A 13,709-nucleotide genomic window follows, 5' to 3' on the forward strand; every position below is an offset into this window, starting at 1 on the left:
TGCGGGACTCAGTTGAGGCCCGATCGCGCCTCGGCCTTCGCCTTGGCAATATCGCGCAATGCGTTCGCCAGCACATCAGGCGTCTGGGCGCCGCTCACGGCATATTGCTGGTCGAAGATGAAGAACGGCACGCCGTTGACGCCCATCTCTTGCGCTGCCGCGATCTCCGCCACGATCAAATTGCTATCGGCATCGGAAGCAAGTAGCGAGGCGATGACGGCGCGGTCGAGACCGGCTTTCTCGGCAATATCGAGCAGCACTGCGTGGTCGCCGATATTGCGGCCCTCCTCGAAATTCGCCTTGAACAGCGCCGTAACTACCTTGTCCTGCTTCTCGCGGCCTTCGATCATCGCCCAGTGGATCAGCCGATGAGCGTCAAGAGTGTTGGGACCGATCTTGATCGCCTCGAAATCGAAGGCGATGCCGACCTCGCGGCCGTAATCGGTGAGCATCTTGTGCGCCTGCGCCACGCGCTCCTCGCCGCCAAGCTTCTCTGCCAGTGCCTTCTTCTGGTCGACACCTTCCTTGGGATATTCGGGATTGAGCCGGTACGGCCGCCAGTTGATGTCGACGCCGATCTCGTCCTGCACTTCGGCGATGGCGAGCTCCAGCCGCGCCTTGCCGAGATAGCACCAGGGGCAGACGACATCCGAGACGACGTCTATGGTGATACGCTCCATGATGATGTTCCTTATCTCTGTGCGCCTCCGCGGCTGCCATCAGGCGCGGCGGTTCGCTGGTTTTTACTGCACGCTCGCATCCCACCATACCGGCAGCTGATAGCCGCTGAGTGGCACGCTGTCAGGACGGCCGATGCGTTTGCTGCGCGCCATCCATTGCTGGTCCATATGATAAAGCGGCAGCACGTAATGGCTGGAGAGCAACAGCCGGTCATAGGAGCGGACCGCCGCGGTGAAATCCTCCGCTGAGCGCGCTCTGAGCAGATGGTCGATCAGCGTATCGAGATCGGGATCGTTTGCGCCGGCAAAGCTGTCGGTACCCTCGCGTGTGCGAGCAGCCGAAGACCAGCGGCCGAGCTGCTCGTTTCCAGGCGACAAGGACGAGGTGTAGGACTTCATGATCATGTCGTAGTCGAAACTGTTCGTCCGGCTCTGATATTGCGTATCGTCGACGGTTCTGATTGAAGCGGCGATGCCGATCGCCTGCAGCGAACGCTGATAGGCGACGGCGAGCTTCTCCTGGTCGGCGTTCTGCGTCATGATTTCGAAGGCGAGCTGGCGGCCGGAGGCGTCAAGCATCCTGCCGCCCTGGATCGTGTAGCCGCCCTGTTTCAACAATCCGACTGCCTGTTTCAGCACATTACGGTCACGGCCGGAGCCGTCTGTGACCGGCAGCTTATAGGTGCCATCGAGAATATCCGGCGCGATTTTGTTCTTTATCGGCCCGAGCAGGGCAAGCTCCCTCGCATCGGCGGGAACGCCGAAGCTTGAAAGCTCGGAATTCTGCCAGAAGCTCTGCGTGCGTTTGTAGGCGCCGGAGTAGAGGTTCTTGTTCGCCCACTCGAAATCGAATACCAGCGACAGGCCTTCGCGCACCTTCGAATCCGCAAAGATCGGACGGCGCGTGTTGAACACGAAGCCGAGCATGCCGCTCGGCAGTTTCGGCGTGAACACGTCCTTGATCACGGCTCCCGAGGTGACAGCGGGAAAATTATACGCGTTGGCCCAGTGGCCGGGGTTGCCGTCGGGATAAATGTCCACATCGCCCTTCTTGAAGGCTTCGAACAGCGTCGTGTCCTGCAGGAAATACTGAACGGTGATCTGGTCGTAATTGTCAGTGCCGACCTTGGCCGGAATTTCTTTGCCCCAGTAGTTGGGATCGCGCTCATAGGTGATGCTCTCGCCGGGCTTCACCGTCTTCACCTTGTACGGCCCGGAGCCGACCGGTGGGGCCAGCGACGTGCGGTCGAACGTTTCCGCAACGACCGCATGTTTCGGCAGCACCGGGAAGAGACCGAAAATCAGCGGCGTCTCCCGGTCGGCCTTGTCATTGAACGTGAAGCGTACGCTGTGCTCGCCGACCTTTTCCATCTTGGCAACGACGTTGAGGCGGTTGGAGTAGGGCACGCGACCCTTGTCACGCATCAGCTCGAAGGTGAACATGACGTCCTCCGGTGTCACCGGCTGACCGTCGGACCATTTCGCCTTCGGATTGAGGTTGAACTGGATGAAGCTCCTGTCCTCTTCCCATTCGACCGTTTCGGCAAGCAGGCCGTAAAGCGTGAATGGCTCGTCCCGGGAGCGCTGCATCAGCGATTCGTAGACGAGGTTTCCATATTCCGGATCCCACATGCCGCGCGCCGTCGTGCGCATGCTCTTCAGGATGAACGGGTTAAGGTTGTCGAAGGTGCCGACGACGCCATAGGTGATCTTGCCGCCCTTTTTGACGTCGGGATTGACGTAGGGAAAGTGCTTGTAGTCAGGCGGCAAGGCCGGCTCGCCATGCATCGCGATGCCGTGCAGCGGCTCGGCGGCGACGGTGCCGCATAGCAAGGAGAGGACGAGGGGGACGATGATCCGGAGCATTCGGCAATCCTTGATCCGCGAAAAATAAGTGCATGATTCATCGCGAGATTAGCATGGGGTCGACCGATTCCAACACGGAGGCGCGATTTCTTTGGCCTGTCGGTGAAATTGCCTCTTAAATTGCCAAAGAAAAGCTGGATATCTTGAACGCTGCGATGTAACAGGTGAACCCGAAGTTTCGGGGTCATGCATTTGCCTTATTTTTCCGTGAGGTGGAGTGCCGAACGACCCGATGGTTGGGGCGGCACGTCGCTGCTCCGAACGGATATCAGGAGACGGAATTCGTTATGATGTTCAAGTCTGAAAAGAAAATGCGGGCAGCACTGTCCGTTCTGGCAGTGATGTTCGGCGCCGCTTCGGCTCCGGTCTCCTCCTTCGCCCAGGATGCGGCGGCACAGGGCCCAGCCCAGGGCGTCGGCTCGCCCAAGCTCGGCTGGTACAAGACCTGTAGCAAGCAGGAAGATAATGACGTTTGCGTCGTCCAGAACCTGATCCTCGCCAATGGCGGCCAGCTCGTCACGGCCGTCGGCCTGATCTCGGTTACCGGCAAGATCAACCGCAAGCTCCTGCAGGTTTCGGTCCAGAGCGCGCGCCTTATCCCGCCTGGCATCAGCATGCAGATCGACGGCGGCAAGGGCCAGAAGCTCGATTATGTCGTCTGCCTTCCGGACAAGTGCACGGCTGAAGTTCCGTTGACCGACGCGATGATCGCCAGCCTCAAGAAGGGCAGCGACGTGGTCTTCACTTCGATCAACTTCCGTCGTGCTCCGAACCCGATCAAGATCTCGCTCGAAGGCTTCACCGGCGCTTATGACGGCGAACCGGTTTCCGAATCCAAGCTCGCGGACACCCAGCGCAGCCTGCAGGAAAGCATGCAGAAGAAGGCCGAGGAAACTCGCAAGAAGCTGGAAGACGCCCAGAAGGCAGCCAAGGCGCAATGATTTGGCCGACAGGCTTGAACAAAAAACCCGGCTTCGTGCCGGGTTTTTTGTTGGTAATCTCTGCGCTCTGCGCGGAGAGTTGCCCCTCACTCTAACTCTCTCCCCGTAAACAGCCGCAAGCGGGAAGAGGCGCCGGCGGCAGGCGGATGAGGTGCATCCCCACCGTAAGCTAAAAGAAAAGGCCTCGCTGGGAGAGGCGAGGCCTTGATTCATCGATTCCGCACGTCTGATCTAGTGGGCGAAGCTCATCTTGGGTTTGAACTGTCCTGACGGGGCCTGATCGAAGATCTGGTAAATCTGCGGGTTGCGAAGCGGCGTGCCGCTTTCGTCATTCACCAGGTTCTGCTCGGAGACATAAGCGACATATTCGCTTTCGTCATTTTCGGCGAGCAGGTGGTAGAAGGGCTGGTCCTTGCTCGGCCGCACCTCGGCAGGAATGGAATTCCACCACTCCTCCGTATTCGCGAACTCTGGATCAACGTCGAAGATGACGCCGCGAAACGGAAATACCTTGTGCCGGACCACTTCGCCGATACTGAACTTTGCTACTCTTTCTTTCATGGTACGACTTCCTTTCATCACCAAATTTGGTGACTGGTGCGGTGCAAATCAAGATTTTTGCACCAGGGCGTCACATGAACGTCATATCCTCCTTCTGCCGTTCATGACCGGGGAGGTGAAAGCCCCGGCGAGCCGGGACTTTCAGTATCGCGGCCAATCAGGCCGAATAATACATGTCGTACTCGACGGGATGCGGCGTCATTTCGAAACGCATCACCTCAGCCATTTTCAGCTCGATGAACGCATCGATCTGGTCGTCGTCGAAGACGCCGCCTGCTGTCAGGAATTTGCGGTCCTTGTCGAGGCTCTCAAGCGCTTCGCGCAACGAGCCGCAGACGGTCGGGATCTTCTTCAGTTCCTTCGGCGGCAGATCGTAGAGATCCTTGTCCATGGCCTTGCCGGGATGGATCTTGTTCTTGATGCCGTCGAGGCCGGCCATCAGCATGGCCGCAAAAGCGAGGTAGGGGTTGGCGGTCGGATCCGGGAAGCGGACTTCGACGCGCTTGGCCTTCGGGTTGGAGCCGAACGGAATGCGGCAGGAAGCCGAACGGTTGCGCGCCGAATAGGCGAGCAGGACAGGCGCTTCATAACCCGGCACGAGACGCTTGTAGGAGTTCGTCGACGGATTGGTGAAGGCGTTGATCGCCTTGGCGTGCTTTATGATGCCGCCGATATAGAACAGGCAGGTCTCGGAGAGGCCGGCATATTCGTCGCCGGCGAAAGTCGGCTTGCCGCCCTTCCAGATCGACTGGTGCACGTGCATGCCCGAGCCATTGTCACCGAAGATCGGCTTAGGCATGAAGGTCGCGGTCTTGCCGTAAGCGTTCGCCACCTGGTGCACGACATATTTGTAGATCTGCATCTTGTCGGCGTTGCGCACCAGCGTATCGAACTTGATGCCGAGTTCGTGCTGGGCTGCGGCGACTTCATGGTGATGCTTTTCGACGACGACGCCCATCTCGGCGAGCACCGTCAGCATTTCCGAACGCATGTCCTGAGCGCTGTCGACCGGCGGAACCGGGAAATAGCCGCCCTTCACGCGCGGGCGGTGACCGAGGTTGCCGGTTTCGTAATCGGTGTCGTCGTTCGACGGCAGTTCGGTCGAATCGAGCTTGAAGCCGGTGTTGTAGGGATCGGCCTTGTACTTGACGTCGTCGAAGACGAAGAATTCTGCTTCCGGGCCGACGAAAACCGTGTCGCCGATGCCGGATGCCTTGAGATAGGCTTCGGCCTTTTTGGCGGTGCCGCGCGGATCGCGGTTATAGGCCTCGCCGGAGACCGGATCGAGGATGTCGCAGACGATAACCATGGTCGACTGAGCGAAGAACGGATCCATGTGCACCGTTTCGGTGTCGGGCATCAGCACCATGTCGGACTCGTTGATGGCCTTCCAACCGCCGATCGAAGAGCCGTCGAACATCACGCCGTCAGCGAACATGTCCTCGTCGACGCTGGCAACGTCCATCGTGACGTGCTGCAGCTTGCCCTTCGGGTCGGTGAAGCGCAGATCGACGAACTTGACGTCGTTTTCCTGGATCTGCTTCAGAATTTCGCTTGCGGTCGCCATTAAATACCTTCCTCCAATTTGTGATAACAATAGGTTGGCGCGGTGACGGTATCGGACTTTGCGCGCCCGGCAAAGTGGTCAGATGGCATCGATGCCGGTCTCGCCGGTACGGATGCGGATAACCTCTTCGACATTGGAGACGAAGATCTTGCCGTCGCCGATGCGGCCCGTCTGCGCCGCCTTGCGGATCGCGTCGATGACGGCCTCCGCGTTTTCGTCGGCCAGCACCACCTCGACTTTCACCTTCGGCAGGAAATCGACGACGTATTCGGCTCCGCGGTAGAGTTCCGTGTGGCCTTTCTGACGACCGAAGCCCTTGGCTTCCGTGACTGTAATACCCTGCAGGCCGACTTCCTGAAGGGCTTCCTTCACTTCGTCCAGCTTGAAAGGCTTAATGATCGCTTCGATCTTTTTCATGAGAAAATGTCTCTCCGCTTCTCCTGTTATGGCAGGGATGTTCCCGCTCGCGGATATGATGCAGATATCGTGCCAGTTTAAAATCCATCTTGTCGAAAAAACACGTCGATTTTCGCCGAACCGGCGCGTCTGCGGGGAATTCGATGTCGATTTGGTGAAGAGAGAGGTGGAAAAACATCGATCATCAATGAAAAATCGCCCGGATGCCGAAAAAGTCCGGTTTTTCTCCAGTTGCAGAAGAACATTGCGAGTCGGTTAAAAGGTAGGCATATGCACAATTTTCGATCGTTCGCGCGCCGCTCTGGACGGTTGTTTTTTGTGCGTTTTTTGAATTGAATAGGCTGATGAGCAATTATCTCTCCGACCTCCTGGTGAAGCCTGCCGAAATGAGCGCCATCGACGCTGCAGCGGCTGCGTCCGGAATCGATTCCTTCAGCCTCATGGAAAGAGCAGGGGCTGCAGCCGCGGCCGCCGCGCTCAGGCTTTATCCGGGTGCGCTGCGTTTCGTCGCTCTCTGCGGTCCCGGCAACAATGGGGGCGACGCCTATGTCGCGGCAAGGCATCTGCGGGAGAGCGGAGCGACCGTGGCGCTTTTTCATCTCGGCGATCCGGCAAAGCTGAAAGGCGATGCCGCCCGCGCCCGGGCCGGCTGCCTGTTGGAGGGACAAAAGATCGGCCTCTACCGGCCGCAAGACGGCGACGTCGTCATCGACGGTCTGTTCGGAGCAGGGCTCGGCCGCGCGGTGCCGGCCGATGTGGCTGACTTGATCGGGCGCGTCGCCGAGGCCGGTATCGCAGTGCTCGCAATTGATCTGCCCTCCGGCGTCGATGGCCGCACCGGCAAGGTGCTAGGTTCTGCCTTCCGGGCCCGCAACACCGTCACCTTCATGACCCGCAAGCCCGGCCATCTCCTGATGCCGGGCAGGGAGCTTTGCGGCGAGTTGGAGGTCTTCGACATCGGCATTCCCGCTCGCATCATCCGGGCCGGGGCGGGCGGTGCCATCGCCGAGAACACACCTGACGCCTGGAAGGGCGTGCTGCCGGCCGAGCAGCTGGAAACCCACAAATACAAGCGCGGTCATCTGGTCGTTTTTTCAGGCGAGGCCGACAAGACGGGGGCTGCGCGCATGTCGGCGGTCTCCGGCCTGAAGGCCGGCGCGGGCCTGGTGACGATCGCCGCCCCTGAAGCGGCTATGGCCGCCAATGCTGCGCATCTCACAGCCGTCATGCTGCGTGCAGTCGAGGACGAGGCGGACCTGGCAGAGTGGCTCTCCGACAAGCGGTTGCAGACCTTCGTCCTCGGCCCAGGTTTCGGCATCGGCGCGAGAGCCCGCGGCTTCGTCACCGCGCTTGCAGATCGCCGGCTTGTGCTCGACGCCGACGGCATCTCTTCCTTCAAGGACGATCCGCAGCAGCTTTTCGGCCTTTTCCGCGGCGAGCCGCGTCTGGTGCTGACGCCACACGAGGGCGAATTCTCGCGGCTCTTTCCCGATATCGGCAGCGACGAGGCGCTGGGAAAGGTGGACAAGGCCGTAGCGGCCGCCCGCCGCGCCAATGCTGCGATCGTCTACAAGGGCGCCGATACCGTCATCGCCTCGCCGGACGGGCGCGCGCTCATCAATACCAATGCGCCTGCCTGGCTTGCCACCGCCGGGTCGGGTGACGTGCTCGCAGGCATTATCGGCGGCTTGCTCGCTCAGGGCCTGCCGGCCTTCGAGGCCGCGGCCGCGGGCGTCTGGCTGCACGGAGCGGCAGGTCAACGCGCCGGCAAGGGGCTGACGGCGGAAGATCTCCCGGCGGCGGTATTGCCTCTTTAACCGGGCTTATTGATCGAGCAATTTCTGTAGGGCGATCGCGCCGTGCGGCGCGTTGACCTTGCCCTCATGGATCATGAAGGCGTAAACGTCGCGCGGCTCGGCTTTTACCTGACGATCCCCGTCAATCAGCGGCAGATCCTCTGGGACCTTGCCCTCGGCCCAGGTCTCGAGCCGCTTTGCCCAAGCCTTCAGCTCCTTATCGGGGTAGCAGGTCGGTAGATCATCTGATCCCTTCTGCAGCCTGGCATAGACGAAATCGGCCGTGACATCGGCGATCATCGGATATTCGAAATGTTCGGCACAGACCGGCGCGACTCCATACTTCGCAAGCAGGGCGACGAATTCCGGCACCTTGAAAGAGTCATGCCTCACCTCGACCACATGGCGGAGCTTCAGTCCGTCCTGCTTTTGCGGCAGCAGCTTCAGGAAAGCCTCGAAATCTTCCGGATCGAACTTCTTGGTCGGCGCGAACTGCCAGAGCAGCGGTCCGAGATGGTCGCCGAGTTCGCTGATGCCCGATGAGAGGAAGCGCTCCATGGATTCGCCGGCTTCCGCAAGCACTCGCCGATTGGTGACGAAACGGGTCGCCTTCAGCGAAAAGATAAAACCATCGGGCACATCGGCCGCCCATTTGGCAAAGACGGCGGGCTTTTGCGTGCTGTAATAGGTGCCGTTAACCTCGATGACCTTCAATTGGCGGCTGGCATAATGAAGCTCTTCCTTCTGTTTGAGCTCGGCCGGAAAGAAATGCCCGCGCCAGGGCTCGAAGGTCCAGCCGCCGATGCCGGTGCGGATAGTGCCGGATTTCGTCATGTCGTCCTCCCTTTGGCAGCCGCTCAGGCCGCAACGATCTCTTTCGTCATGTCGACGAGAACCCATCCTGGCCGATAAGGGTTCGGCCGGCGACCCGTTTCCTGAAAGCCGAAGGCGCTGTAGAGCGCGATGTTCCGTTCCATAAGCGCGTTCGTATAAAGTCGGATCTCCGGCTGTGCCCACTCCAGTGCCTTGCCCTCCAGCCAGTTGAGCATCGCCAATCCATGCCCGGCCCCCTGAAAGGCCGGCGAGACGGCGATGCTGAACGACATGAGGTGATCGCGATGTCGCTCGACGACGACAAGGCCTGCCGCTTCGCCGCCGGCCTCCCGCAACCACACCTCGCCGCGTTGGATTCGCGGCCCGTAGTCCTCCGTCACAGGGATCGGCGGAGCGCCGAAAAGTTCGGTATAGGGCCGATAGGCGGCTGCCGTCAGCGCCGCGATCGTTTCAAGATCGCCGGGCGACGCCAGCCTCATCGTCATTCCGCCGCAACCGCCTTCTTGGCCGGCCGACGCTCCAGCAATTCCCTCAGGAACTGGCCGGTATAGGAACGCTTTTCCCTGACGATCGCCTCAGGCGTGCCGACGGCCACGATTTCGCCGCCGCCATCACCGCCCTCGGGGCCGAAATCGAGCACCCAGTCGGCCGTCTTGATGACTTCGAGATTGTGCTCGATCACCACCACGGAATTACCCTGATTGACCAGTTCATGCAGCATTTCGAGCAGCTTGGCGACGTCGTGGAAATGCAGGCCGGTCGTTGGTTCGTCGAGAATATAGAGCGTGCGTCCGGTCGAGCGCTTCGACAGCTCCTTGGCAAGTTTGACGCGTTGCGCTTCGCCGCCCGAAAGCGTATTGGCCTGCTGGCCGACCTTGATGTAGCCGAGGCCGACATCCTTCAGCGATTGCAGCTTGTCGCGCACGGCGGGTACCGCCGCAAAGAAGTCGACGCCTTCCTCCACCGTCATGTCGAGCACGTCGGCGATCGATTTCTGCTTGAAGGTGACGTCGAGCGTCTCCCTGTTATAGCGCTTGCCGTGGCAGACGTCGCATGTGACGTAGACATCGGGCAGGAAGTGCATCTCGATCTTGATGACGCCGTCGCCCTGGCACGCCTCGCAGCGACCGCCCTTGACATTGAAGGAGAAGCGGCCCGGCTGGTAACCGCGCGCCTTGGCTTCCGGCAGGCCGGCGAACCAGTCGCGGATGGGTGTGAAGGCGCCGGTATAGGTCGCCGGATTCGAGCGCGGTGTGCGGCCGATCGGCGATTGGTCGATATCGATCACTTTGTCGATATGCTCGAAACCGTCGATACGGTCGTGATCAGCCGGAATTTCGCGCGCGCCCATGACGCGGCGCGCCGCCGATTTATAGAGCGTCTCGATCAAGAAGGTGGACTTGCCGCCGCCGGAAACGCCGGTCACCGCCGTGAAGACGCCAAGCGGGATCGATGCCGTGACGTTCTTCAGATTGTTGCCGCGTGCGCCGATCACCTTGATCTCGCGCCCCTTCTTCGGCTTGCGGCGCTGCTCGGGAACGGGAACGCCGAGTTCGCCTGAGAGATATTTGCCGGTCAGCGACTTCGGATTGTCCATGATATCCTGCGGCGTGCCATGGGCGATGACTTGGCCGCCATGGATGCCGGCGGCCGGACCAATGTCGACCACGTCGTCGGCCGTCAGGATCGCATCCTCGTCATGTTCGACGACGATGACGGTGTTGCCGATATCGCGCAGGTGCTTCAGCGTGTCGAGCAGTCGGGCATTGTCGCGCTGATGCAGGCCGATCGACGGCTCGTCGAGCACGTAGAGCACGCCCGTTAGTCCCGAACCGATCTGCGAAGCGAGCCGGATGCGCTGGCTCTCGCCACCCGACAGCGTGCCGGAATTGCGCGACAGGCTCAGATATTCCAGGCCGACATCGTTGAGGAAGCGCAGCCGATCGCGAATTTCCTTCAGGATGCGGACGGCGATCTCGTTCTGCTTGGCGTTGAACGTCGCCGGCAGCACCTCGAACCAGTCGCGCGCGACGCGGATCGACATACCCGTCACTTCACCGATATGCAGCTTGTTGATCTTCACCGCCAGAGCCTCCGGCTTCAGGCGGAAGCCGTTGCAGGCCGGGCAGGGGGCGGCCGACATGAAGCGCTCGATATCCTCGCGCGCCCAGGCAGAATCGGTTTCCTTCCAGCGGCGCTCGAGGTTGGTGATGATGCCCTCGAAATTCTTGTGCGTCGTATAGGAGCGGGCGCCGTCGGCGTAGTGGAACTCGATCTTGTCGTCGGTGCCGTTGAGGATGACATCCTTGGCCTGGTCGGACAGGTCGTTCCAGCGGGTGCCGAGCTTGAAGCCGTAATGTTTGCCAAGCGCTTCCAGCGTCTGGTTGTAATAGGGTGAGGTCGACTTGGCCCAGGGCGCGATCGCACCGTCGCGTAGCGTCCGCTCCGGTTCGGGCACGATCAGGTCGGGGTCGATCTTCTGCTGGGCGCCGAGACCGTCGCAGGTGGGGCAGGCGCCGAAGGGATTGTTGAAGGAGAAGAGCCTGGGTTCGATTTCCGGGATCGTGAAGCCCGAGACTGGGCAGGCGAATTTTTCCGAAAACAGCACGCGCTCATGCGTCTCGTTCAGCGACTTGTTGGCCGAACCGCCGGCCGAGGTCTCTTCTGGCGGCAGCGGCTTGTCGGCGAATTCGGCGATCGCCAGGCCATCGGCGAGCTTCAGGCAGGTTTCCAGGCTGTCGGCCAGTCGTGCCGACACATCCGGGCGCACGACGATGCGGTCGACCACCACGTCGATGTCATGCTTGTATTTCTTGTCGAGAACAGGCGCCTCGGCGATCTCGTAGAACTGGCCGTCGACCTTGACGCGCTGGAAGCCCTTCTTCATCAGCTCCGCCAGTTCCTTCTTGTATTCGCCCTTGCGCCCGCGCACGAGCGGCGCAAGAATATAAAGACGGGTGCCTTCGCCGAAAGCGAGGATGCGATCGACCATCTGGCTGACGGTCTGGCTCTCGATCGGCAGGCCTGTCGCCGGAGAATAGGGAACGCCGACGCGGGCAAAGAGCAGGCGCATATAGTCGTAGATCTCGGTGACGGTGCCGACCGTCGAGCGCGGGTTGCGCGAGGTTGTCTTCTGCTCGATCGAAATGGCAGGCGACAGCCCGTCGATCTGGTCGACGTCGGGCTTCTGCATCATTTCGAGGAATTGCCGGGCATAGGCCGACAGGCTCTCGACATAGCGCCGCTGGCCCTCGGCATAGATGGTGTCGAAGGCAAGCGAAGATTTGCCGGAACCTGAAAGCCCGGTCATGACGATCAACTTGTTGCGCGGCAGATCGAGATCGATGCTCTTCAGATTGTGCTCGCGCGCGCCGCGGATGGAGATCGTCTTCAGTTCGCTCATCGTCTCTGCTTTGGTTTTCTGGATAACAGCCCTTATTTAGTGATGCCGACGGGCGAGTCGAGGCTGAATATCCTGGGTGGCTCAAGGTTTTCGATTCTGTTGACAGGATCATACGGATAAACTAGAACAAATAAAGAACAAAATTCCTGATGGATGCATGCGGCTTTCTGATGGATAAACATGTGGATTAAATGCCGCCCATGCGCATCGGCGGTCCGTGATGGTTTAAGGTGCGCCGATCGATTGAAACGCCGCCGGGCAGGGCGGCAGGCAGGGTGAGAAGCATGGCTGGTAGCGTGAACAAGGTAATTCTGGTTGGAAACGTGGGTGCAGACCCCGAAATCCGCCGCACTCAGGATGGCCGGCCGATCGCCAATCTCCGCATCGCGACTTCGGAGACCTGGCGTGACCGCAATTCCGGCGAACGCCGCGAAAAGACCGAGTGGCACACCGTCGTCGTCTTCAACGAAGGCCTCTGCAAGGTTGTCGAGCAATATGTGAAGAAGGGCGCCAAGCTCTATATCGAAGGTCAGCTGCAGACCCGTAAATGGCAGGACCAGCAGGGCCAGGACCGCTACTCGACGGAAGTGGTGCTGCAGGGCTTCAATTCGACGCTGACGATGCTCGACGGCCGCGGCGATGGCGGCGGCGCGAGCTCCGGCTTCGGCGGCGGCCGCGGCAGCAGCAATAACGATTACGGCGACGACTACGGCGCCCCGTCACTGTCCTCAGCGCCGAGCCGCGGCGGTGGCGGCGGCAACTTCTCGCGCGATCTCGACGACGATATTCCGTTTTGATCGGCCGCCTTGGCTTTATGAGAGCATCTGAGAGCATGATGTCCACGCGGCGTCATGCTCTTTTTCTTTGATGGCAAGGCAGATGAACTAATCGGATCGCCCGGTTCATCTGCCGCCGTTTTCATCGAGGCGTCGCGCTGATGAGATTGAGCGCCGCTTTCGCGCCATCGACGACGAACTGCACTGCAAGGGCTGCAAGGATGACGCCGAGCAGGCGGGTCAGGATCGCCCGGCCGGTGACGCCGAGGAAACGGTCGAGCCTCTCAGCGATCAGCAACATCATGAAGGTCAGCAGCAGAATGGCGGCGATGACGCCGATCAGTTGGGCTTTTTCGACCGAGGTTTCCAGCGTACCGGAAAGCAGGATGGTTGCAGAGATCGCGCCGGGGCCGGCGATCAGCGGCAGGGCGAGGGGAAAGACGGCGATATTTTCGATATGGTCCCTGGTGATCGCCACCTCGGTCGTCTTTTCCTTACGGTCCTGCCGCTTCTCGAACACCATCTCGAAGGCGATCCAGAAGAGCAAGAGCCCGCCGGCTAGGCGGAAGGCGCCGATCGAGATCCCGAGCACGCCGAGCACGCCCGCACCGAACAGGGCGAAGACGGCAAGGATGATGAAGGCGATGGTCGAGCCGCGCAGCGCCACCTGCCGGCGCTCGGCGCGGCTCATGCCGATCGTCAGCCCGAGGAAGAGCGGTGCGAGCCCCGGCGGGTCGATGGTGACGATGAGCGTCGTGAAGGCGTTGATCAACTGGTCGGCGCTTGCCATCGTCTCTCCGAAACATCATATGAATGCGTGGTTTTCACGATTGTGAAGCGCCGGTTCCGATTCGGCAAATATCCCGCG

Annotated in this window: 12 protein-coding genes; 3 read left to right on the plus strand and 9 right to left on the minus strand. The window is 60.5% G+C overall.

Translation table 11 applies throughout. The features are described from left to right. Nucleotides 1–8 precede the first annotated feature (8 nt). Together J2J98_RS10515 and J2J98_RS10520 are read right to left on the minus strand one after the other, a co-directional pair. On the minus strand, nucleotides 9–680 hold the full coding sequence (locus J2J98_RS10515; RefSeq protein ID WP_207603043.1) for a DsbA family oxidoreductase: 672 nt from the start codon (nucleotides 678–680) through the stop codon (nucleotides 9–11). Nucleotides 681–743: 63 nt separating this feature from the next. After that, on the minus strand, nucleotides 744–2,546 hold the full coding sequence (locus J2J98_RS10520) for an extracellular solute-binding protein (protein ID WP_207603044.1): 1,803 nt from the start codon (nucleotides 2,544–2,546) through the stop codon (nucleotides 744–746). A 287-nt stretch (nucleotides 2,547–2,833) separates the two neighbouring features. Here J2J98_RS10520 and J2J98_RS10525 point away from each other — a divergent pair, with 287 nt between their 5' ends. Beyond that, nucleotides 2,834–3,487 (plus strand): invasion associated locus B family protein, encoded by a 654-nt coding sequence (locus J2J98_RS10525; RefSeq protein ID WP_011425368.1) that lies wholly within the window; start codon nucleotides 2,834–2,836, stop codon nucleotides 3,485–3,487. A 231-nt stretch (nucleotides 3,488–3,718) separates the two neighbouring features. Here the strand turns inward: J2J98_RS10525 and hspQ are convergent, their stop codons facing one another. The 3 genes from hspQ to J2J98_RS10540 form a co-directional block, all read right to left on the minus strand. After that, nucleotides 3,719–4,048, minus strand: a complete 330-nt coding sequence (hspQ, locus tag J2J98_RS10530; protein ID WP_064712799.1) for a heat shock protein HspQ — start codon at nucleotides 4,046–4,048, stop codon at nucleotides 3,719–3,721. A 157-nt stretch (nucleotides 4,049–4,205) separates the two neighbouring features. Beyond that, nucleotides 4,206–5,615 carry a type I glutamate--ammonia ligase gene (gene glnA, locus J2J98_RS10535; RefSeq protein WP_064708933.1) on the minus strand — a complete coding sequence of 470 codons (1,410 nt, stop codon included), beginning with the start codon at nucleotides 5,613–5,615 and terminating at the stop codon, nucleotides 4,206–4,208. Nucleotides 5,616–5,693: 78 nt separating this feature from the next. Further along, a complete protein-coding gene (locus J2J98_RS10540; RefSeq protein WP_003539626.1) occupies nucleotides 5,694–6,032 on the minus strand; it encodes a P-II family nitrogen regulator in 339 nt (112 codons plus the stop codon). A gap of 344 nt (nucleotides 6,033–6,376) precedes the next feature. On the opposite strand from J2J98_RS10540, the gene J2J98_RS10545 reads away from it, so the two are divergent. Continuing rightward, a complete protein-coding gene (locus tag J2J98_RS10545; protein WP_207603045.1) occupies nucleotides 6,377–7,849 on the plus strand; it encodes an NAD(P)H-hydrate dehydratase in 1,473 nt (490 codons plus the stop codon). A gap of 6 nt (nucleotides 7,850–7,855) precedes the next feature. Here J2J98_RS10545 and J2J98_RS10550 read toward each other — a convergent pair whose 3' ends face one another. From J2J98_RS10550 to uvrA, 3 genes are read right to left on the minus strand one after another with little or no spacing between them, the layout of a single operon-like run. After that, nucleotides 7,856–8,662 carry a DUF72 domain-containing protein gene (locus tag J2J98_RS10550; protein ID WP_207603046.1) on the minus strand — a complete coding sequence of 269 codons (807 nt, stop codon included), beginning with the start codon at nucleotides 8,660–8,662 and terminating at the stop codon, nucleotides 7,856–7,858. A gap of 23 nt (nucleotides 8,663–8,685) precedes the next feature. Then, nucleotides 8,686–9,147 carry a GNAT family N-acetyltransferase gene (locus tag J2J98_RS10555; RefSeq protein WP_207603047.1) on the minus strand — a complete coding sequence of 154 codons (462 nt, stop codon included), beginning with the start codon at nucleotides 9,145–9,147 and terminating at the stop codon, nucleotides 8,686–8,688. After that, entirely contained in the window at nucleotides 9,144–12,065 is a 2,922-nt protein-coding gene (gene uvrA / locus J2J98_RS10560) for an excinuclease ABC subunit UvrA (protein WP_207603048.1), read from the minus strand. The genes J2J98_RS10555 and uvrA overlap by 4 nt, the downstream gene beginning before the upstream one ends. Before the next feature lie 284 nt (nucleotides 12,066–12,349). Here uvrA and J2J98_RS10565 point away from each other — a divergent pair, with 284 nt between their 5' ends. Then, entirely contained in the window at nucleotides 12,350–12,862 is a 513-nt protein-coding gene (locus J2J98_RS10565) for a single-stranded DNA-binding protein (RefSeq protein WP_207603049.1), read from the plus strand. Between the two features lie 121 nt (nucleotides 12,863–12,983). Here J2J98_RS10565 and J2J98_RS10570 read toward each other — a convergent pair whose 3' ends face one another. After that, on the minus strand, nucleotides 12,984–13,631 hold the full coding sequence (locus J2J98_RS10570; RefSeq protein ID WP_064708928.1) for a MarC family protein: 648 nt from the start codon (nucleotides 13,629–13,631) through the stop codon (nucleotides 12,984–12,986). Between the last annotated feature and the right edge of the window lie 78 nt (nucleotides 13,632–13,709).

It is taken from the genome of Rhizobium bangladeshense, assembly GCF_017357245.1.
Classification (GTDB): Bacteria; Pseudomonadota; Alphaproteobacteria; order Rhizobiales; family Rhizobiaceae; genus Rhizobium; species Rhizobium bangladeshense.